The organism is Mycoplasma sp. 4044 (genome assembly GCF_053851695.1).
Map to the genome: position 1 here is coordinate 110,380 of NZ_JBSQBD010000001.1, position 22,690 is coordinate 133,069.

A 22,690-nucleotide genomic window follows, 5' to 3' on the forward strand; every position below is an offset into this window, starting at 1 on the left:
GTTCTTGCTTGAAAACGATTATTCAATGTAAAAGGCAATCTTTTGACCTTCCGAATTAAATTTCGGGTCAGTTTTTGACCGAAAATAAAAACTTACAGTCAAATTATTTTTAGCCTTTTTGGCATCATAAGTAACAAAATTTGTGTTGCCTAGCTTACTGAAATCATAGTCACTCACTGGATATACATTTGGTCTTTGACTATCAATTAACTCTTTAAATCAATCAAAAATTCGTTGTTTAAATTCTTGTGACTCAAAGTAAGTTGAATCTGAACTACTTGGATCATTGATGATTGCTTTTAAACTTGGTAATTTTTTGTTAAAGGCCAGAATGAAATCGGAAGACTGGATGTTAATTTTAGTTTGCAAAATTTTAACTTTTACATCTTGGAATTTGTATGTAGGAAAATTTGAGTATTTATCCTGACTTGCACTTACTCAATAAGAAATTTTTAAATAATCAGGTTCATTTTCATCCCAGTTGAGCGCAGTGAAAGTTACATCTATGTTTTTATTTTGAGTGAAATTAGCATTAAAAGAAATTATTGTGCGAATAAATTCATTTGGACTCTGCTTAGTTACATCTTCAACAATTGGTTGAGCTTTTTCTTCTGTTGTTGCATCATTAGCAATTTCGGATTGTGTTTCTTTTTGTGCTCTAATTTCTTGCGGTGTAAATTTAGGCGCTAAATCTGGATCAACATTAGCTAAATATCTTTGATAAATTTCTTTAGCATTATCTAAACCAATTTTATCCATTTGTGTTAATTTAATAGAATTGGCATCTTTTTCATATTGTTCTTTAGTATATTTTTTTTCATGCACTGTTTGTGAGTTGTAGTACACAAAATAAATAATACCTGCTAGTGAAAGAACTGAAAAAACTCCAATAATTGGTCATAAAATGCGTGGTGAAATACTAATTTTCTTCTTCATTTGCTACCTTACGTTTGAAAAATCTTGGTTTAGCATTTGGATCTGGTTTAGTAAATTTACATTTAGGAAATTGTTCGCATCCGATGAAACGTTGACGATTTGACTTGTTATAACGATAAACCAATTCATGATCACATAGAGGACATTTTTCACCAACATACTCTCGCTCTAGTTGACTGACTTCCATTATTTGTGAAGCACTATCATAAACCTTGTTAAAACTTGTTCAAAAATTATCCATTACTTCTTTTAGTTGCTCTTGACCTTCGGCGATTCTATCTAATTGTTCTTCAACTTGAGATGTATATTCTTCATTGATAATAGTGCTGAAATTATTAACTAGTTTTTCATTGATTACTTGTCCAAAATTGGTTGGTACTAGACTAGTTGCTTGTCTTTCAACAAACATTCTTTTCTTAATAACACTAATAGTAGTTGCAAAAGTTGAGGGACGTCCAACTTTAATATCATCCAGCATTTGAATTAATGAACCTTCGGTGTATCTTGCAGGTGGATTAGTTTGTTTTAATTCATGAATATATTCACTAACTTTTAGTTTTTGACCAACTTCAAAACTTGGAATGTCAATGCTTTTTTCCTCATCATCTTTTTTAACTAAGCTATAACCAGGAAAAATTATTTTCGAAAATGATGTTTTGTAGCTAAAAGAACCATCTCTTAAGTCATATTGATAGAATTCGCGAACTGGTGCCTTCATTAAAGACATCAAAGTTTTGTCATAGATTAATTTGTAAATGTATGCTTGCTGAGGTGATAAATTATTAATTTTCTTAGCACTTGCTGGATCTAAATCAAGTGATGTAGGACGAATTGCTTCATGGGCATCTTGTTCTCCACTGAAGCCTTTAACTGTTTCTGTTACATAATCTTGACCGTATTTTTTAGCAACAAATTCTTTAGCTTCAACAACAAACCGATCTGACATTCTAGTTGAATCAGTTCTTGGATAAGTAATAAGTCCGAGTTCAAATAATTTTTGTGCTGCATTTTGTACAACTTTTGAGTCATATTTGGCTTCACGATACAAAACTGCTTGTTTATAAGGGGTAACATCTGTGTCTTTTCGTTGACTAACTTTGAAATCAACTACTTCTAGGTAGTGGGTTTTTGTTTTGAGCGCTTGAGCAGCGATTTCTGGACTTAATCAAGTGTTTTTGTCAAAAATACTTGGTTTTAAGTATAAATCAGCAACAACTCCATTTTCAAGTTTTGCTTGAATTGTTTCGTATTTAACCGGAACAAAATCACTAATTTCTTTTTCACGATCACAAACTAGTTTTAAAGCAATTGATTGCACTCTTCCGGCCGATGGTAAAGTTGGAGTGTTTTTTGTTGTTTTCTTCATTAGTTTTGACAATTTAAAACCAATAATCCGGTCCAGCATTCTTCTTGCTTTTTGGGCTGAAACTAAGTTTTTGTCAATGTCATGACTATTTTCAATTGCTTCTTTGATAGCACGAGCAGTAATTTCGTTATATCTTACACGACGATATTTATCTTCTACACCTAAATAATCAACTAAATTTTGAGCAATCGCTTCACCTTCACGGTCAGGGTCAGTTGCAATATAAACAACCGAAGCGTTTTTTGCTTCAGCTCTTAACTTTTTGATTATTTCTTTTTTACCTTTTTCTTCGGCATATAGTGGTTCTCAGTTGTCTAAATCAATTCCTAATTGATCTTTTCCTGTTGTTTTTAATTCTAAAATATGTCCTTTTGAAGCAAGTACTTTGTAATCAGAACCTAGATATTTTTGAATAGTTTTTTCTTTATTAGGTGACTCAACAATTAGTAATTTACTCATAATGTATAAAGTTTATAGCAAAAAGGGTTAAATAGGTTAAAAAAGTACTTTTAGTTGGAAATATAAAAAAGCTAGTCATAAGACTAACTTAAATTAATTACAGCACTGATTTGAACTGGTGCATGATCACTTACATAATTAACAGCATAAATTCTTGTAATGTCTTCTTTTAATTTGTTTGGATTCTCATTTGCAATTCAAGTTTTTACATTTTTGTAGTCAAAATCCTTTTTAAAAAGATCTCACATGTTGTAACGATAAGGATATGCAAAAGGAAGGTATTTATCTTCTAAACTATGTTTTTCTTTTTTATCTATGACATCTATATCTTTACTTTCAATAAATAAGAAACGATCATATTTAGATGACCATGCTCTTTCACTATTTTTTAAAGTCGTCAAATCGGAATTGTCCGTTCTGAAATTGTACACTTTTACTCCATTATTGTCACGATCGATTTTTTGAAAAATAGTATCTTCAATAATATTTGTGTCAGCACCAAAAATAATAGCTGAATCTGGGTTGGAAATTCTTTTTACTATATTTAATAAATATGGAATAAAAAGTGCTTCAGCAACTTCTTGCTCTCCTTGTCCTTTATAAAATTGTGAAGGTTTTTCAATTTCTCTTCTTCCTGCTCCTGGTGAATCAAAATGAGCAAAAATGGTCGATATGCTTCTTTTTGGATTAGCTTTCAATTTAAATTGCAAGGCAAATGGTGGACGAACATAGTAACGCTTATTTGCGATTTGTTCTAAAAATGAAAAACCTATTTTATTTGTCGAAAATGGAATTGGTTCAACTTTGTTGCTATCGTAAATTATTGCAATAGATTCTCTGCTTTTTTCGTAACGTGGATCGGTTGAAACACTTTCATTTTCAGGTTGAGCAATGTATTTGTAGTTTTTGTTGGTTAGTTTGTTTAAAACATCAACAATGTATTGGACTTGGTCACTTCTACCATCATTGATTTCGGTCAAACCGAAAATGTCTGGTTTTTGTTGAGAAATTATTTTAGCAATCGCTTGCACTTTGAAGGAATTTTCACTTATTCAAGAATTACCATAGTTTTTTATATTTCAGTGCATTATGTTTAAAATTTCGTACTTGTCTCACGACAAGAATGAAGTTTTTGTGTCTAATTGTGTATTTTCGTTATCAATAGGTTCTACTTTTGGTGGTATGGGATTTTCTGTTTTATTGTCGGAGTTTTGACTGTTTACTGACCCGTTATTAGAAACTTCTTTATTGTCAATATTAATGGTTAATGAGTATTGCTTTGGACTTTCTACATTACCTTCATCTTTGAATTCTAAAATTTTGAAATTCAAGGTTAAATTGTTTGACTTATTATTGAAAGCAAAATCAATTTGTGTAGATTCTGAATTAGACACATTGCTTAGAGCAAAATCTTTAGGCAATATTTCAGAAAGATTTATAAAGACATTGTTTTCTAAAGTGGAAGTACTTGGAGTTTGAGAACGACTGAAAGTTCAAGATATTGTTCTTAATTCATCACTAAAAAATAGTCTACATCTTCTATCTTGAAGACGTGATTGCAATTTACCATCTTTGTTGTTTATAACTTGTGGTTTAGAATCTTTAATTTTGTTATAAACTGCATCAAATTTGCTGACATCTTGCTGTTTATTATCGTCAGGAGAAGTCGGATTATATTCTTTTTTGTTTTCTTGGTCATCAACTTGTTTTATATCTTGTTCGTTATTGTCGACAGGTTTATCTTTTGGAGTGTTTTCGTCAGTATTTTGATTTTCATTTTTACTGTTATCTATTGGTTTAAGATCGTCATGTTTTTGTGTGTCAATTACGTTAGCTAAATTGTCAATTTCAACACTTAAATTTAGATCTTGATTTGTTAAAAAAATTACTTGATTATCTTTGTAAATTGCCGCTTTGAAAAATATTTGGAAAGTATTGTTTTCAACTTTGTAATCTAGTAAAAAATTAGGTTTTTTTCATTGTTCTGATAACTTGTTAACTAAAATTCAATCTTGTTTTCATAATGATTTTATTTCATCATCAAAGACAAAAAGTGGGTTATTTTCAGTATTAATTGTTTTATTTTGAGTGTCAAAAATCAATGAATTTTGATTTTTTATCAAGTTAACTAATAAAGAAATGTTATTTTTATTTAACAAAACATGATTCTGAATTTTTGAAGCAAAAAAATCATTAAATCTTTTAAAGTGACGAGATAAATTAAAATGTTTCTCGAAAGGTCTCTTGTCAAAACGATGTCGATTATTAACAAAACTTTTTTTAACCAATCAGTATTTGATTCGTAGAATTCCGTTTATTGGATCAAATGAATATTTTATGTCATTATTTACATTGTTTGAATCCAAACCTTGATTTGACAAAGTGTCTTTTTCGAGAGTTGCTAATTGATATTCATTATTGTTTAGTTGCAATATTTTTTGTTTACTTTCAGCATCTACTAAACAATTAGATGTTGAGTCAAAAAGCAATATTTTTTGTTTACTTAATTCTTCTCACAGTATTTCATTATCTTGATTTTCATCGACTAAATTGAAATCTAAACTGTCATTGACTTTTGTTAAGTCAAGATTGTAATCTTTTTCAGGTTGTTTTGGATCTGTGGCAGTATTTTTGCAACTTGCTATCGCAGTGGGACTAATTAAAACACCAGCAAGCGCAAAACTTGTTATTAATAGTTTTTTCTTCTTGAACTTTTTCATCTTTTCTCCGATACTTTAATTTTAACAAATCGCCTTCTTGCTTTTCGAAAGCAAGGCAAACAAAAATTTGCCTTCTAGGGCAAATTAATGTCGAATTATTTTAGTTGATCTTGTAGATTGTCGATTTCAAAGGTTGTTTTCAATAATTTTCCTGCAACAATTGCATCATGGTAAGCAACGAATTTTGAAGCTAGATAGTAAACTGTAACATTGTTTCCATCTACGACTACATTTAAAACGTTGTTTGAAGATTTTGTTGTGGTCCCGTTGTAGCTGTTATCAACTAAAGGAGTTGAATTGCTTGTTATTTGGAAGTATTTTGATCTATTTCCATCATCTGGACGCACCACACTGTCACTTCATTTGAAAATTACATTATTTGCTTCTTTAGCTTTTTGTCAATCATTTGTTTCATATGCGATAACTGTTGAGTTGTGGTAATCATAGAAAAATGTTCAATTGTTTTTTAAAGCTTTTATTAACAAATCTTTACTATTGTCATTTGCGTAAACTAAATTATTATCAATTGAATTAGCTCATTGAAGTAGTAAAGTGTTTGTCGAGTATTTAACATCTGGGTTTACTTGAGTTAATGGATTTACACTAGGTGTACTTTCTTTATTTGTTTCAGTGTTGGTAGTAGTGTTTGTTTCAGTTTTGTTTTCAGTGTTTGTTGTGTTATTGGTTGTATCAGACTCTGTGTTTGTTTCGATATTTGTTGTGTTGTTAGTGGTTGTATTGGTTTCAGTTTTGTTATTTGAAGTTTTAGTGTTTTGGTCATCTTTTTTGACTGTTGTTTGACATGAAATAGCTGACACTGCCCCCACTATCGGAACTAAAGTAAAAAGTGAAAATGATAAAAGTTTTTTAGATAGTTTCATAAAATTGCTCCTTCGAAATTAAAGTTATTGACGTAATTATAGACAAGTTTTTGACATTAATTTCGAGAAAAAAATATTTTTATTTTCGCGCTAAAAAGACAAAAAAATGGTATTAGTACCAAAAATTAAAATGTTTTCGATCGAATTTTGTTTATTTAGATTTCCAACTGATCATCAAGTTTGTAGTTATTGACAATTTTGACATTCGAATATAAATTAAATTTTGATTAAGCGTTTTGCAAGTTCAAAAATAAAAGAAAAAATCAGGTATTCCTGATTTTGAATCACGTATTATTTTTTGAAAACGATATAAAAATCACGTTTTCCTCTTTTTAAAAGACCCTTTTTACCATCAAACTTGTCAAAGTCTAATTTGCTTTGTGAATCTGTTATAACCTCAGCATTAAAACTTAAAGCCTTATTATTTAAAAATTCATTGAATTCACGACGAGAACTTAAAATCGAATTGTTTACAACAAAATCAATGACACTTTCATCTTGATATTCGAAAACTGGTAAAAATCCTTTTAGAAGTTCAAAATCATCGTCGCTTAAGTTTAGAATGTCGTTTGCAAAAAGTTTTTGACTAATTTCTTCACATTGTTTGGCCGTTTTTTCCCCGTGAACAATTTTAATTGTTTCAAATGCTAAAACTTTTTGAGCATAACGTTGTCTTTTATCAGCATTTGATTTTTTCATAATTTGTTCAATTTCTTCTAAAGAAACAAAAGTTAATCATTTTAAAAGTTTTTCAACGTCTTCATCGCGTTGGTTGACTAAGTATTGATACATACTATATGGCGAAGTTTGCTCACGGTCTAATCACAAGCTTCCCCCACCAAACGACTTACCGATTTTGTTACCATTCGAGTCTGTTAATAAATTGCAAGTGATACCGATTGCTTTATGATCTTCGCCATGCAATGTTTTGATAATTTCTAGACCGGTTGTGATATTACCTCATTGATCTGAACCACCAAGTTGAATGCAAACATTGTGTTTTTCGTACAGTAAGTTAAAGTCGAATCCTTGAATTAATTGATAACTAAATTCAGTAAATGTCATTCCATTTTTTAATCTTTGTTTTACTGAATCCTTAGCTAACATATAACTTACATTAACTAATTTTCCGTTATATTTAAGAAAATCTAGAAACTTCAAATCTTTATAAAATTCATAATTATCAATTACTTTTAAACCAAAGCTTTCTAATTGTTTTTTAATTTTGGCTTTGTTAAATTCTAGAGTTGATAGATCCATTTCCTCTCTTTCACTTTCACGAAAAGAAGGATCTCCTACCATGCCAGTTGCTCCACCCAAAACGGCAATAGCATTAAAACCTGCTCTTTGAAATCTTAGCAAGTTAACAATATGAATGTAGTTTCCTAAGTGTAAAGAAGTAGCGGTTGGATCAAATCCAGTATAAACTCCAGTTGTGTGATCAAAAAGATTAATTTTATCTTCTTTAGAAATATCTTTAATAATCTGACGTTTTTTTAAATCTTCAATTAATTTTTGCATCTTATCTCCTAACAATTTGTGCTTGGCTTCTTAGTAATCTAATATAATTAATATTTAAATTATAAGACTAACAAAATATATCTTTTAATTATAAGTATTTTTTAAATTATTGGAGGAGTAATGAAAATTGCCATTGTGGTTGATTCCAGTTGTGGGCTTACTAAAGTTCAAGTTGAAAAATTAGGTTGATTTTATTTACCAATTCAAATAACCATTGACGACAAAAGTTATTCAGACGGAGTTGAAGTTGATGCTAAAACTATTTGAGCAAAACAAAATGGTGCTAAAAATGTTTCAACTTCTGCTTCTTTACCACGTGATATCGAAGCAATCAAAAGTCAAGTTGCTGAGTATGATAAAGTACTAATTTATCCAATTAGTACTGAATTATCACGTCAATACCAGTCTTTAAAAATCATGTTTGAAGACTGAGAAAGTGAAAATAAAGCATACGTTGTTGAATCAAAAAAAATCTCACACGCGATTGTGCTAGATATTTTACGTTTTCAAAAAGCGATTAAAGATGGTGCAAGTTTTGAAAAAGCTATTGAGATATTTGCTAAACCGCAGGACAAAACTTTACTAATCCCGCAAGAAAACGAAGCATTAGTAAGAGGTGGCAGACTATCTCCTGCTGCTGCAAGCATTGCAAAATTATTAAAAATAGTGCCAGTTATTGAATTTCGTGATGGTTTACTAGACAAATATGCCAAAGGAAGAATTTTTGAAAAAACTTTAACTAAATATGCAAGAGAACTTTACGAAAACAATACAAATGCTGAAGACAAATATTTCTTGTTTAACAATGCTGATAATGTAGAAATTCAAATGCTAGTAAGCAAAATTTTAGAAGAAAATAATTTGAGTCGTGCTTTTGTGTTTCCATTGTGTCCTACTATTGCCATTCATACTGGTAAAGGCGCAATTGCTTTTTCATACCTAACTATTGCTAAAGATGAAATAGAAACACTAAAACAATTTGGATACGTATTTAAAAAATAGGAGTAATTTATGGATTTAAGTTTAAGTTTTGTAGCTAAAAAATTAAATTTAAAAGAAGAACAAGTTAGTGTTGTATTGAATCTTTTATCACAAGGGGCGACTGTCCCTTTTATTAGTCGTTATCGGAAAAGCGAGACTGGCGGACTAGATGAAGAAACAATCGGTGAAATTGATAAACTATACAAATACAACACAGAATTAAACAAACGTAAAGAAGCAATCATCGAAATTTTGACTGAAAAAGGCCTTTTGACTGAAGAAATTAAACAAAAAATTAAACTTTCAGAAACTAAAGCAGAAGTCGAAAATATCTATGAGCCTTTCAAAGTTGGAAAGAAAACAAAAGCTACTGAAGCTATAGCTCTAGGACTAGAACCTTTGGCTAAAATCATTTTTAGTACTCGTAACACCAATTTTGATCCTAAAAAAGAAGCAGCTAAATACGTCAATGAAAAAGTTAAAGATGTCGACTTTGCCATTGAACAAGCTTCATTCATTATCAGTCAGTGAATGAGTCAGGATCTAGGAGTGCGTGATTATGTTAAACGTCAAATCTTGTGAAATGGGCTTTGAAAAACTAAACTAAAGAAAAATGCTATTGACGAAAAGGAAGTTTTCAAAGATTTTTATGATTCCGAACACAAAATAAATAAAACAGCGAATCATAGAATTTTAGCCTTAGCAAGAGCACAAGAATTAAAAATTATCAATGTGTCTTGAGTCTTTGATGAAAGAGCAATCATTGAACAATTAAAAAATAAATATTGCAAAAATACTTCTACCAGTCAAATTAATCTTCTTGCTTTAGAAGATAGTTTGCAAAGATTAATTTTCCCTTCAATTGAAAGAGAAATTGAGAGTGAATTATTCGACAAAGCACAAAAAGCAGCTATCGAACTTTTTGCGCAAAATTTAGAACAAATGTTGCTTGCTCCGGCAGTTAAAGATAAGACTATTTTAGCAATTGATCCAGCTTACATCAATGGATGTAAAATTGCTGTTATTTCAAAAACTGGAGCCGTTTTGAAAATTGACATTATTTATCCCACACCGCCGAAAAATGATTTCGTAGGATCCAAAGCAACACTGACAAAATTACTTCGTCAATACAACGTTGACATTGTTGTTATTGGTAACGGAACAGCTTCAAGAGAAACTGAAGAATTTGTTGCAAAAGTGATAAATTCAGAAAAAGATTTTAGCCACATTTTCTATGCAATCGTGAGTGAAATTGGTGCCAGTGTTTACTCAGCTTCAAAGACTGCTATTGAAGAATTTCCTGACCTTAGTGTCGAGCAAAGAAGCGCAATCAACATAGGAAGAAAATTCCAAGATCCACTTAATGAATTAGTCAAAATTGATCCTAAATCTATTGGTGTAGGTCAATATCAACATGATGTTAATCAAAAAGAACTGGCTGAAAGTCTTACTTTTAAAGTTAATAAGGTAGTAAACCAGGTTGGAGTCGATGCTAATACTGCTACAAAAGAAATTTTGACTTACATTTCTGGACTTAGTGCTAAAACAGCAGCCAATATTGTTGATTACCGTAATGAAAATGGAGCCTTTAAAAATCGTAAAGAAATTCTGAAAGTTAAAGGACTTGGAACAAAAAGTTACGAGCAAGCGATTGGATTTTTAAGAATTTATAATTCTGATAATTTTTACGACCGCACTCAAATCCACCCTGAAAGCTACACTCTTGCCAATCAATTAATTAAAGAACTAAAAATTGATCTAAATAACATTGATACTGCAAAATTAAAACAAGCAAATAAAGAAGAACTAGTAAACAAGTTAAATTCAAACAAATATGATATCGACTTGATTCTAGAAGCGCTGATAAATCCAACCAAAGACATTCGCGACCAAAAAGATGGATTTGTCTTAAGAAAAGATGTTTTAGACATTGAAAATATAGAGCAAGGGCAAATTTTTGAAGGAAACGTACTGAATATTACTGACTTTGGAATCTTTGTTTACATCGGAATAAAACAAAGTGCCTTTGTCCACGTTTCGAATCTGTCGCAAAAATTTGTTAAAAATCCACGTGACATTGTTTCAGTGGGTCAAAAAGTTAGAATCAAAATTCTTGATGTTGATGTAAAAAGAGCGAGAATAAGCGCTCAAATAGTTGAATAAGAAAAAGTAAAAGCACCGCCTCGACGATGCTTTTTTTATCATCTTTTATAGACACTTAATCTAATAGAAAGGAGGTTATGTCACGAAAAATATTATTCGCTAAGACAACATTAAAAATAATATCACCTATAACAAATTTAAAAAAGAGACAATCATGTGTAGGAGTATTAAACATGAAATATAACTTAAAAATTATATTAACCTGAAGAATAAAAAATATAAAAATATTAGACGATTATTTTAAAAGTGAAATATTTAATGATAAGAGATATAAAAAATAAATAAAATATACAATTCAATGAAAATTAATATTATAAGGTTAGGATATTTAAAAACATGAATTGAAATAAACGAAAAATTGAAACTTTTTGTATTACGAAATTTAAGGAGTTTAGGTTTAAATTTCGAACTTTTGACGATTTTTATAAAAATTTGAAAATTATATAAAATAGAGAAAAATAAATAAAAATAAAATAGATATATAAGAGTGAATAAGAGCCCCTACTTTTTCGGCCTAGCCCGGGGCTCTCAAAACTAAGCCGAACTCTTTTTTATCTTTACATAATAATTTTAAGATTTTTGCTTGCTAAAGTATATAAATTTTTAATTTTTTTTGTTTCAGTTTAGTTACAGAAAATATGCTATAATAATATCGATTCGGTTAAAAAGCTAACTGGATTTATTTAATAAATGTCTTACCGAGGTTCATGCCTTATTTCATTGAATAATAGAAAGCAGTGTCTGCGGAGGCTGTTTTTGACTTTTATGGTACAATTTCTTTATGAAAATTGAAAATAAAAAAATGTTAAATGAAAAAGGTGACTTAAAATGAGATTACTATTTTATGTCCCTTGCCAAACTTAGTGCTTTGCGCTCAAAAGATCCTACTACTCGTGTTGGAGCTTGCATTGTTAATCAGCAAAAATATGTTGTTTCACTGGGATACAATGGAATGCCAACTAATTTTCAAGGTGATGCAACAATAGTTGACAACGACAAAATTTTCCCTTGAGAAAGACCACAAGAAAATGGCAATGTCAAGGATTCTAAATATGCTTATGTAGTGCATGCGGAAGAAAATGCCATAATTAATGCTAATATTACTAATTCAAAAATTGAAAATGGTTCAATAATGTATATTACACACTCGCCATGTTTTAAATGCGCGCGCTTAATTGTACAATCAAAAATTAAAAAAGTAATTTATGCAGAGGCATATCGACCTGAAAGTGAAGAGTTTGAAATTAGTGAATTTATTCTAAAAAGCATGGGTGTCGAAATTGAAAAAATGAATATTAATTTTGATTTAAGATTTGAGATTAAGGACTAGTGATACAAGTATCACTTTTCTTTTGTCAATAATTTAGCACTCAAATGTTAAGAGTGCTAAAAATGTGCTATAATATTCTTAGAAAACAAATGGAGGTAAAGATATGGAAGCAAATTGACAACCAAATGAAAATACCAAAGATCCATTAAAAGAATATGGACGCAACTTAATCGAAGCTGCTAAAAATAATAAATTGGAGCCGGTGGTAAACCGTGATGACGAAATTCGTCGCTTAATTCGGATCTTAAGTCGTAAAACAAAAAATAATCCTGTTTTAGTTGGAGAACCAGGAGTCGGAAAAACTGCGATAGTTGAAGGACTGGCACGCAAAATTGTTGAAAATCAAGTTCCTGAAAATCTTAAAAATAAACAATTGTATGAAATTGATCTTCCAGCTATGTTTGCAGGAGCATCATATCAAGGACAATTCGAAGAAAGACTAAAAAACTTGATGAAAGCTGTTGAAAAATCAGAAGGTAACATTATTCTTTTCATCGATGAAATTCATATGTTAGTTGGAACAGGAAGAAATGGTCAAAGTGCTATGGATGCTGCTAACATTTTCAAACCTTTAATGGCAAGGGGACAATTGCACTTAATAGGTGCAACAACTCTTGATGAATATCGTCAATATATTGAAACTGATCCTGCTTTAGAAAGAAGAATGCAAAAAGTTAGTGTTAACGAACCATCGATCGCTGACACAATTACAATTCTAAGGGGAATTAAAGAAAGGTATGAAACATATCACGGTGTAAAAATTGAAGATAAAGCTCTTGTGGCTGCTGCTAACTTAAGTGCTCGGTACATTTCGGATCGTTTTTTACCAGATAAAGCAATTGATCTAATTGATGAAGCTGCTGCAACTATCAGAACTGAAATGAATTCACAACCTGAAGAATTAGAAAAAGTTAACCAAAAAATAGCTCGTTTAGAAATGGAAAAAGCCGCTTTAAAAAGTGAAAAAAATACTGCTAATGACGAAAAAATTACTGAAATCAAGACACAATTGCAGTCTTTAAACCAAAAAGCAAAAGAACTAAACGATAAATGAACTAAAGAAAAAGAAACTATCGAAGCAATTAGTAAATACAAAAAAGACCTTGACTACTTAAAAAATCGTCAAAATGTTTTGCAAGGAAATGGTGATTATGTTGAAGCAAGTAAAATCTTGTATGTTCAAATTCCTGAAATCAACAAAAAATTGCAAGAAGCTGAAAATTACATCAAAAATGAAAAAAATCGCTTGCTAAAAGAAGTAGTTGACGAAGAAGAAGTTGCTGAAATTGTTTCAAAATGAACCAAAATTCCAGTTGCAAAATTGATTGAAACACAAATTAACAAAGTTTTAAACCTAGACAAAACTTTAAAACAAAGAATTAAGGGTCAAGATAAGGCTTGTGACGTTGTAAGTGAAGCCATTTTACGTTCTAAAGCAGGAATCAACGACCCTAATCGTCCTCTAGGAAGCTTCATTTTCTTAGGGACTACTGGAGTAGGGAAAACTGAGCTAGCAAAAGCATTGGCTTATGCTTTGTTTGATAATGAAAATCAGTTGATTCGTCTTGACATGTCTGAGTATATGGAAAAACACTCAGTATCGAAACTAATTGGTTCGCCTCCAGGTTATATTGGATATGAACAAGGTGGACAGTTGACTGAAAAAATTCGTCAAAACCCTTACTCAATTGTTTTATTTGATGAAGTAGAAAAAGCCCACCCTGATGTGTGAAACATTCTTTTACAAATTTTAGATAATGGTTTTGTAACTGACTCAAGAGGGAAAAACATTAATTTTAGAAACACAATTATTATTCTTACAACGAACCTAGCAGCTTCGCTAATTTCAAAAGGAAATTACACTCAAGAAGATATAAGAAAAGAACTTTTGAGTGTGTTTAGACCTGAATTTTTAAATAGAATTGATGAAATTGTAACATTCAATAAACTAGATGAAAAAACAATCAAAAACATTGTTCGTTTAGAAATGGATAAAATCGTCAAAAGAGTTAAAGAGCAAGTAAAAATCAATCTAAACTATGACGAAAATGTTGTGGATTATGTGGCTAAAGAAGCATATGATCCTGAGTATGGAGCCAGACCTATCAAAAGATTCTTGCAAACAAATCTTGAAAACTTATTAGCATACAAAATTGTGGCAAAAGAATTACAAGCGGACGATAAAGCAAAAATAACTCTTCAAAATCACAAAATAGTCATTGAATAACGAAAAAAGGCGACATTACTCGCCTTTTTTAATATCTTCAGTAAAAACATTCAGTAAAAACGCAATGTTATAATTATTAAAAGGTAAAAAATGAATTTAGATGAATATAAAACTGAAATCATTGGTGTTTCGGCGGAAATAGCTATAGCACAATATTTTGACTTAAATGTTGAAAGCAGTTACAAAAAAAGAGCAAATGAGCGGATCATAAACTTAATACATAAATATGTGGGTATTATATTTGAAAAATCCAATATACCTAGACCCATTTCATTAGTTTCTCAAAACAAAAATAGTATTGATTTCATTTTACAGAATGGACAAACGCTTTCAGTAAAAACGAATAAGAAAACTTTAGGAAAAGTAGCACCACAAAATGTTGGACAGGCAACATCTAAAACATATTTCGAATATTTTGGAGACTTGTTAGACAAGCCTATTCCTGCTGAATATGCTTCAAAAGTAAAGTTGTTTAAAGAATTTACATTGACTAACATATCTAAAATTATTGAAAGATATTGAGATAACTTATTTCACTGCGACTATTTGATTTATATATATGAATTCTTAAATAAAGAAGGTAACTTGAATGGGGAAATCAAGTTTCTTGTTTTAAAAAAATTTTCTTCACCAGAATGAAATGAAGAAAATTTCAGCTTTACCAAAACATTGAAAATTGAAATGAAAGCAACACTGTTAAATACGAAAATGTTTCAATTGGAGAATTCCAAGTTCATAGTAACAGAGATTGTTTTAAGTTTAGGTTTAATATGAAAAAGCTACTGAAAATTTTAGAAGAGAAAAATAACTAGAAATTTTCTTTTTCTAGGCAATGAAGATACTCAAACACAGTGGTTTTTTTGTGAGTTCTATTAGTATCTTTGTCTGCTTTGAACCTCTTATACTCTTGTTTGTAATATGTATATTTACCAAATTTAGACATTATATTTCGAATTTCTTCCATCGCTATAATACCCTCGTCATTATAACTTAATACTATATATTTGAACTTGGCATTTTTAACTAAATCCTCTAAGGCATCACGAGCGTATTTTTTTGTTGAATATAGAGATTTCTTGTTGTCTTCGTCTCTTATTCCTGCCTTTCCTTTAATTTTTGGATTGTCATATTTGGCAATAGTTTCTAGCAAATGATAATTTGTATTATATTTTCTTGTATTGTAAGGGGGATCTAAGTATAAAATATCACCTTCTATTTTTCGTATTAAATTGTTCGCATCTAGGTTATAGACTCTGTGATTTTTATTGTCTGACTTTATTGTTTCAAGTGGTTTTAGAATCAATGGTTTAGAGGCACTCTTTTTTATTGTTTTTAGATAAGATTCATATACTGAGGCAGTATTTGCTACTTTATCTGCAGATTCTATCAAACAAGAAATTAGAAAATAATATTCATTACTTGTTATTAATTTTCTGTTTTTTCAATACTCTATTTCTTTTCGGATTGCATCTACTTTCATAGCATTTTCATCAGTAAAATACAGACGCTGATGAATGTCTGAACTAGTCCCTGCAAGAGAATAATTATTATAAATAAACCCTTTGGAACCCTTTAATGAATTTAGAAACGAAAAAGGTTCAATGTTTTTCTTTTTTAATCCTGAAAAAGTTAATTCAGTATTATTTTCAATAAAATGTTTTGCATTTATGTAGCTATATGTTTGTAAATCATTTGAAATTATTGTATATCCCTTGATTTTAAAAAACTTCGATACTGATGAAGTTCCTGCAAAAAGATCGCAGAAAACAATATTATTTTGTTCTTTGACAAAGTCGCTAATAGCGTTGTCTATAAAACTTAGTAATGAGTGTTTAGATCCTATGTAATTCATCCTTCTCCTAGCATTATTAATATTTTACCCAAAAGAATTGAACAAAAACCTTTTGTTATAAAAAAAGAGCAAGACGAATCTCACTCTAAAATTTATTGAAGCTCGCAAGTGTTTGCTAAATCTTCTTTAGTAAAATAATATTTTTTATGGCAATAATGACACTGTGCTTCAATGTTGCCTTTTTCTTCTAATAGTGATTCTGTTTCTTGTTTAGATAACAATTTGATGGCGGCTAAATATTTTTCACTAGAACAATCACATTGTGAAATTCAAGGAGTTTCATCAATCAATTTGGCCCCTTGTTCTAGCAGGTATTCTTTGTAGAATTTCAGTCCTTTTTCATGGAAAGGATTTTTTTCTATAAAGTCATAAATTCAGTCTATATCAGAGTCAGTTACTGAAGGTAAGGCTGTGAAAATTGCGCTTGATGACTCTTCTAGGTCTTCGTTATCTTTAAATTTAGTACATGATAAAACTGCTGATCTAATTTGCTGTGACTGATTGAAAAAATAGGCTAAATCGTCGACCAAAGTTTCGCTTTGCATGCTTACTTCGGATTCATAAGGAACCATTTTGTCTTGCATCACTTTAATTCTTAAGAATGCATTACGAAAGCCAAAGAATGTTATTGCTTCATTTAAATCACCTTCTCAAATTATTTCTGGATTACTTATTAGCGCTTTAACATGATTTTTTTCATTACTATCGACAATCAAGTTTTTAATGTTTCCTTCGGAACGAATCAAAGTAGTAGTTCTTCCATTTTTAGTTAAAATTCGTGGTAAAGGAGCAAACAAACTTACTGCTTTTGCCAAAATGAATGAAGAAAGTGATGTAGTTTCTTGCTTTTTAATAATATCTTGACTAACTAAAGTTAAATCGTTTAAATACACCAAACAGTTTTTGAATTCCAAAGTTATTGTTTTTGACATATTGCCTCCTATTTTAGAAGTCATGGCTGGAATAAAAGAAGTCCAAGCACAATTGATGAAAGAATTAAAAATAACAAAGGTACTTTTCTCTTTTGTAAATAAATTGTTGCCACAATTGCAATTGGTGAATAAATAAACAACACAATTAGTCTTCAACCTTTGAAAATGTTTAATTTAGAATGCATTGAAGATGAAGACACATTGACAATGTATGAAGTTGAATCATTAAACTTAATCATTGGGAAAGTAGTACCGATAAAAAGTTGAACAGCAAGAGAAAACATGACTCCTGCCAAAACTGGTTTTAAGATGATATTAAGATTTTTAAAGTACTTGCTACTTTTTGATTTTGCTAAGGCTTTAACACTATAATGCATTATTACTATAGCAGGAACAACAATAATTAGATAGGTTACTAACATTGCAATGTAGCCTCATCATTGTGCGTTCCCACTATCGTCAATACTAATTAAATAACCAGTGAATAAAGCTAATTTGGTTCCAATAACTCCAGGAGTAGCGTTGGCAACTGCAAAAACTTGATCAATTGTTTCAGAATTAATAGTAACTGAAGAAAAGTGTTGGCTTAGAAATTCATAAATTCACTTGTATATTGGCATAAATACTTGTCCGCCACCAAAAACAATGAATGCACTTGCTAATACCAATCCGCATGCTGCTAAAAAAGAAACAAATTGCATTATTTTGTGTCCTTATTTGAGTCTTTTTTTGTTCATTTTATGTTGCTTAATAGTTTGCCATAATGCATAAAAAGCAAAAACTAGTATTATTGCTATCATTGGTATAGCAGGAATGTTGTACGGCGATGGAATGAATAAACAATAAGCAAATGAAATAACAAAAAGACTAATTCACAGCCATAGACTAAATGGTCCACGTTGAGCCTTTAAATATCTTCAGCCAAATGTTAAAATGACTCCGATAATAATTGGCATTACTCCTGCCGCTATTGCATACAAGTAATTATTGGCATATTTACGTAACAATATAAACACTACCAAAGCAAATAGTAAATGTGGCAAGGCAGCTAAAATAAGTGCTAAACTACCTTTTCAAAAACCTATAGCCTTGATTGAAACAAAAGACAAGGTTTGGATAACTGAAGCTCCAGGAATCATATTTGAAGTAATGACTGCATCGTCGAATTCTGACTCAGTTATTCATTTGTTTTGTTTTACCGCAATTTTATTAATCACTGGTAAAATAGCATTCCCACCACCAAAACCAATGAAAGTACACATTAAAGAAAAAAGAAAAACATTTCAAAAAGTTGCCTTACGAGGTGTTTTTTCTTTTCTTTTATTATTTTGTTTCAAGACTTACCTTAACTGAACCAATAATGTTTTTCTTTTCGCCAATGTTGTCTAGCAAATCGTATGTAAAAGAAACTATTTCAGTGTTAATTATTACACCAGTCAAATATCAATACAATGGAATGTCTCCATGGTCTGTTTTATATCAGTGCTTACTATATTTGTGCATATACAAATCTCAAGTAAAGTTATCTGCGCTTTTAATTTGAACTTGCTGGCTTGAAACTGCTATTTCTTGTTCTACTTTTTGAGGATCTAAAAAATTAAAAACAATGAACTCATCCCGAGTTGTTTCACTATACGGTGACTCGTACTCAGTAACAAGTTCATTGTCATTTTGTGTTACAACTGAACGAAATTTTAAATTCACTCTTTAATACGTTCTTTTACAATGTTTTCACCGAACAAGAAAATGGCTTTTGCTAATTCAGGACCGTGTTCACGGTATGTGGTAGCAATTCTAATTGGCATAAATAAGTTTTTACCTGTAACCTTTAAGTTTTGTTTTGTTAAATCGATGGCCTGCTGAATATTTTGAATGCTAAATTCTTTATCTTTTAGGTTGTGTCAAAATTCTTTAATTACATCATTTGTTTGGTAATCAATAGTTAACTTTTTATCTGGATGAGTGTACATTTTCAAAGCATTTTTTAAATCATTAAGAGTTACAATATTTTGTTTGTAGGTTTCGATGAAAATATTCATTCACTCTTTGGAATCGTGGAATTCTAAAACATTGAAAAAGTACTCATTTTCAGTGTTTTTTCAGTAATTTTTACTGAATCATTCCATCTTTTGAATATCAAATTTTGATGGTGATTTTGAAAGGCGGTGAAAATCAAATTTACTTATTAATTCATTGTGTGTCATGATTTCTTGAGCATCTTCACTACTTCAACCTAAAAGAGCTAAGAAGTTAAAAATTGCTTGATTGTTATATCCTTCATTTTTATAGTCTTCTATGAATTGCTTTAGACTTGAATCACGTTTTGAAAGTTTTTTACCTTCCATATTTGTGATGATTGTTAAGTGTCCGAATTGTGGAGTGTCTCAACCAAATGCTTCATAGACTGCTAATTGTTTTGGTGTGTTAGTGATGTGTTCTTCACCTCTTAAAATATGACTAATTTCCATTTGATGATCGTCTACTACTACAGCAAAGTTGTATGTTGGATAACCGTCACTTTTTCTGATAACAAAATCTCCAATATCATCGCTATTTACACTAATGGTTCCACGTACTATATCTTCTCATTGATACACGTGATTTTTAGGTAAGGCTAAACGCACTGAGTATTCACCATTTTGATCACGTTTTTGTTTTTCCTGGTCACTAATTTTTAGTCAATTTCGATCGTAACGGAAAGATGGAATACCAGCAGCTTCACTTTCTTCTTTTTGTTTTGTTAACTCTTCTGTTGTGTCATAAGCTTTGTAAGCATGTCCGTTAGCTAATAATTTTTCAATTAATTCATCATAAATATCTAATTTTTCACTTTGACGATATTTGCCATACTCTGCTTTAGGATTGATTGGGCTTTCGTCTGGAATAATACCTAATCAAGCTAGATTCTCCAATTGACTACGTTCACCATTTTCAACGTTTCTAGCAACGTCTGTATCTTCTATACGAATAATAAAATCGCCACCAAAATGTTTGGCAAATAAATAATTGAATAATGCCGTTCGTGCACCACCGATATGTAAATATCCAGTGGGGCTAGGAGCATAACGTGTACGAATTTTTTTCATTTTTACCTACCTTTTACCAAATTTTAGTTCAACTACGAATTTAGCTAATGGACGATTTGATGAATTTTTCATTTTACTTCAATCACCATTAACTTCATTCTCCGCTTTTATAAATGACGGATCTTGCACCGCAATAGCTTCAACTGGTACATAATAAATTTCTAATTTTGCTCTGAATGGATCAGCAGTGTCAACAACATATCACTTATATGAATAGTTTTTTCCGTATTTACTGATTTCTGGAATAGTTACATATTGTTTTAAATGACTGCTATAAAAGTCAACATTTTTTAATTTTTTATCATTTGGTAAATTTTTATTGCTTTGTTCTGCTTCTTTTTGGTACTTAGACAAGTCTAGATACATATTTTTGTTTTCGGTTGCATTTTTTTGCAATTCTCAAACTACTTCCGATTTTGATAAATCATTTTTAGGATTAGTTTGATATGGTCGATTGATACATGAAAGGGTTACTAATGGAACTGAAACTAATGCAGTTAATGCTGCTAAAGAGCTTAATAAAAGTTTTGCCTTTTTCACGGTTATAAAGAAATAAACCCGAAGGTTTATTTTAATTACATTTCTTCAGGGATGTCTAAGTCCATTAGTTTTAGACCATTTGCTAGAACCACTTTAGCTGCTTTTGCCAAAGCAATTAGACTTTCTTCATTTTCTGAACCAATAATTTTAACGTTTGAATAGAATGAATTGAAGGCCCCAGCTAAGTTTAACAAGTATGGAGGCAACAAGTTAACTTTGTATGTTTTAGCCATTGTTTTAATCAATTCTGGGTATTCTTTTAATTCGTTTATTAATTTGATTTCACTATCTTCACTGTATTCTCCAGCTTTAGCAAAATCTGCATATTTTGAATTTTTAATTAATTGATTTGCTCTTGCATGAGCATATTTAATAATGTACATTGGATTTGATTCTGATTTTTCGTTTACCTTGTTAATATCAAAATCAATTTTTGAATTGTATGAACGGTTGATTAGGAAGAAACGAATAGGATCTTTTCCAACTAAGTCCATTAATTCTCTTAGAGTTAGCGAAGTTCCTAAACGTTTTGACATTTTTACTTCTTTTCCGTCTTTAACAACACGTAATAGTTGGAATAAAACTATGATTGTTTGATCGTCGCGGTATCCTAAGTCTTGCATTGAATATTTAATTCTTTCTACATAACCTGAGTGGTCTGCTCCTCAAATATCAATGATTACTCCATTAGGATCGTTTAAACGTTTTAGTTTGTCTTCATGGTAAGCGATATCAGCACACATGTATGTGAATGTTTTATCGCTTTTAATAATTACCCGGTCTTTATCATCTTTTCCACCAACAGTAGTTGCTAGTCAAGTAGCACCGTCTTTTTCATAAACATTTTTTAAACGTCCGATGGCATCAAATACCATATCTTTGTCATATAGTTCTTGTTCACTTGATCAAACATCGAATCAAGTTCCGAATTCTGCCATTGTTTTTTTAATTTCGCGTAGTGCTATTTGGCGTCCATATTCTCTAAAGAAAGCTCTATTAGGTTCATACTCTGCACCTTTGTATTTGTCACCATATTCTTTATGAAATTCTTCTGCAAAATAAACAATATCTCCACCATTATATGCATCTGCAGGCATTGGATATGATTTATCAAAAATTTGTTGGTAACGAGCAAATAGTGATGCTGCTAAGTTGTTCATTTGATTTCCAGCATCATTAACATAGTATTCTCTTACAACCGGGTGTCCAGCTGCTTGTAAAACGTTACATAATGTTGCTCCGATTGCTGCGTTACGAGCATGTCCGATGTGTAAAAATCCAGTTGGGTTTGCACTAACAAACTCAACATTAATTTTGTTAAGTGAATCAGGTGTACCTTTTCCGTATTCTTCACCTAATTTGTTAATAATGTCAACAACATCAGCAAACACTTCATTTTCAACATAGAAATTCATAAATCCTGGAGCAGCAATTTCGATTTCTTTAATTGAGTATTTTTTCTTGTCAATGTTATTTACGATTTCTTGTGCAACCTCCATTGCACTTTTTCCTAATTCTTTTTGTAAAGTTAAAGCTATATTTGAAGCAAAATCCCCATGATCTTTAGCTTCAGTAAGAATAACTTTCTTTGAAATATTTAATTTTTGCAACGCTTCTTCTATAGAAGCGATAATTTTTTCTTTAGCACTAGTCATGCTTTTAATTATACCACCACCACAAAAGTTAAAAAAAGATT

General features: G+C 30.5%; 18 protein-coding genes. 5 read left to right on the forward strand and 13 right to left on the reverse strand.

The features are described 5' to 3' along the window. Nucleotides 1-18: 18 nt before the first annotated feature. The 5 genes from ACWXVN_RS00595 to tyrS all read right to left on the reverse strand — a co-directional run bounded on the left by ACWXVN_RS00595 (nt 19) and on the right by tyrS (nt 7,883). Nucleotides 19-936 (reverse strand): hypothetical protein, encoded by a 918-nt coding sequence (locus ACWXVN_RS00595; protein ID WP_455978763.1) that lies wholly within the window; start codon nt 934-936, stop codon nt 19-21. Further along, entirely contained in the window at nt 920-2,761 is a 1,842-nt protein-coding gene (gene topA, locus ACWXVN_RS00600) for a type I DNA topoisomerase (RefSeq protein ID WP_455978764.1), read from the reverse strand. Before topA ends, ACWXVN_RS00595 begins: the two co-directional genes overlap by 17 nt. A gap of 83 nt (nt 2,762-2,844) precedes the next feature. Further along, nucleotides 2,845-5,481: an MnuA family membrane nuclease gene (locus tag ACWXVN_RS00605; RefSeq protein ID WP_455978765.1), complete on the reverse strand. Its 2,637-nt coding sequence runs from the start codon at nt 5,479-5,481 to the stop codon at nt 2,845-2,847. 95 nt (nt 5,482-5,576) lie between these two features. After that, the gene (locus tag ACWXVN_RS00610) at nt 5,577-6,362 is read right to left on the reverse strand and encodes a hypothetical protein (RefSeq protein WP_455978766.1); all 786 of its coding nucleotides are present in this window, start codon (nt 6,360-6,362) and stop codon (nt 5,577-5,579) included. A gap of 291 nt (nt 6,363-6,653) precedes the next feature. Beyond that, nucleotides 6,654-7,883 (reverse strand): tyrosine--tRNA ligase, encoded by a 1,230-nt coding sequence (gene tyrS, locus ACWXVN_RS00615; protein ID WP_455978767.1) that lies wholly within the window; start codon nt 7,881-7,883, stop codon nt 6,654-6,656. Nucleotides 7,884-8,003: 120 nt separating this feature from the next. Between tyrS and ACWXVN_RS00620 the strand changes: the two genes are divergently transcribed. The 5 genes from ACWXVN_RS00620 to ACWXVN_RS00640 all read left to right on the forward strand — a co-directional run bounded on the left by ACWXVN_RS00620 (nt 8,004) and on the right by ACWXVN_RS00640 (nt 15,379). Beyond that, nucleotides 8,004-8,885: a DegV family protein gene (locus tag ACWXVN_RS00620; RefSeq protein WP_455978768.1), complete on the forward strand. Its 882-nt coding sequence runs from the start codon at nt 8,004-8,006 to the stop codon at nt 8,883-8,885. 9 nt (nt 8,886-8,894) lie between these two features. After that, nucleotides 8,895-11,027: a Tex-like N-terminal domain-containing protein gene (locus ACWXVN_RS00625; protein ID WP_455978769.1), complete on the forward strand. Its 2,133-nt coding sequence runs from the start codon at nt 8,895-8,897 to the stop codon at nt 11,025-11,027. Nucleotides 11,028-11,808: 781 nt separating this feature from the next. After that, on the forward strand, nt 11,809-12,357 hold the full coding sequence (locus tag ACWXVN_RS00630) for a dCMP deaminase family protein (protein ID WP_455978770.1): 549 nt from the start codon (nt 11,809-11,811) through the stop codon (nt 12,355-12,357). Nucleotides 12,358-12,460: 103 nt separating this feature from the next. After that, complete coding sequence (locus ACWXVN_RS00635) at nt 12,461-14,584, forward strand: ATP-dependent Clp protease ATP-binding subunit (RefSeq protein ID WP_455978771.1); 2,124 nt, start codon at nt 12,461-12,463, stop codon at nt 14,582-14,584. A 90-nt stretch (nt 14,585-14,674) separates the two neighbouring features. Next, nucleotides 14,675-15,379 carry a hypothetical protein gene (locus tag ACWXVN_RS00640; RefSeq protein ID WP_455978772.1) on the forward strand — a complete coding sequence of 235 codons (705 nt, stop codon included), beginning with the start codon at nt 14,675-14,677 and terminating at the stop codon, nt 15,377-15,379. A 13-nt stretch (nt 15,380-15,392) separates the two neighbouring features. Here ACWXVN_RS00640 and ACWXVN_RS00645 read toward each other — a convergent pair whose 3' ends face one another. From ACWXVN_RS00645 to argS, 8 genes are all read right to left on the reverse strand, one after another. Beyond that, complete coding sequence (locus tag ACWXVN_RS00645) at nt 15,393-16,436, reverse strand: DNA adenine methylase (protein WP_455978773.1); 1,044 nt, start codon at nt 16,434-16,436, stop codon at nt 15,393-15,395. 92 nt (nt 16,437-16,528) lie between these two features. Then, nucleotides 16,529-17,368 carry an Hsp33 family molecular chaperone HslO gene (locus ACWXVN_RS00650; RefSeq protein ID WP_455978774.1) on the reverse strand — a complete coding sequence of 280 codons (840 nt, stop codon included), beginning with the start codon at nt 17,366-17,368 and terminating at the stop codon, nt 16,529-16,531. An 8-nt stretch (nt 17,369-17,376) separates the two neighbouring features. Beyond that, a complete protein-coding gene (locus ACWXVN_RS00655; RefSeq protein ID WP_455978775.1) occupies nt 17,377-18,069 on the reverse strand; it encodes a chromate transporter in 693 nt (230 codons plus the stop codon). Between the two features lie 12 nt (nt 18,070-18,081). Continuing rightward, nucleotides 18,082-18,705, reverse strand: a complete 624-nt coding sequence (locus ACWXVN_RS00660) for a chromate transporter (RefSeq protein WP_455978776.1) — start codon at nt 18,703-18,705, stop codon at nt 18,082-18,084. After that, nucleotides 18,692-19,072, reverse strand: coding sequence for a hypothetical protein (locus ACWXVN_RS00665; protein ID WP_455978777.1), 381 nt, complete (start codon nt 19,070-19,072; stop codon nt 18,692-18,694). The genes ACWXVN_RS00660 and ACWXVN_RS00665 overlap by 14 nt, the downstream gene beginning before the upstream one ends. Continuing rightward, entirely contained in the window at nt 19,063-20,454 is a 1,392-nt protein-coding gene (gltX, locus tag ACWXVN_RS00670; protein ID WP_455978778.1) for a glutamate--tRNA ligase, read from the reverse strand. The genes ACWXVN_RS00665 and gltX overlap by 10 nt, the downstream gene beginning before the upstream one ends. Nucleotides 20,455-20,460: 6 nt before the next feature. Further along, on the reverse strand, nt 20,461-20,994 hold the full coding sequence (locus ACWXVN_RS00675; protein WP_455978779.1) for a hypothetical protein: 534 nt from the start codon (nt 20,992-20,994) through the stop codon (nt 20,461-20,463). 35 nt (nt 20,995-21,029) lie between these two features. After that, entirely contained in the window at nt 21,030-22,649 is a 1,620-nt protein-coding gene (gene argS, locus ACWXVN_RS00680) for an arginine--tRNA ligase (RefSeq protein WP_455978780.1), read from the reverse strand. Nucleotides 22,650-22,690 lie beyond the last annotated feature (41 nt).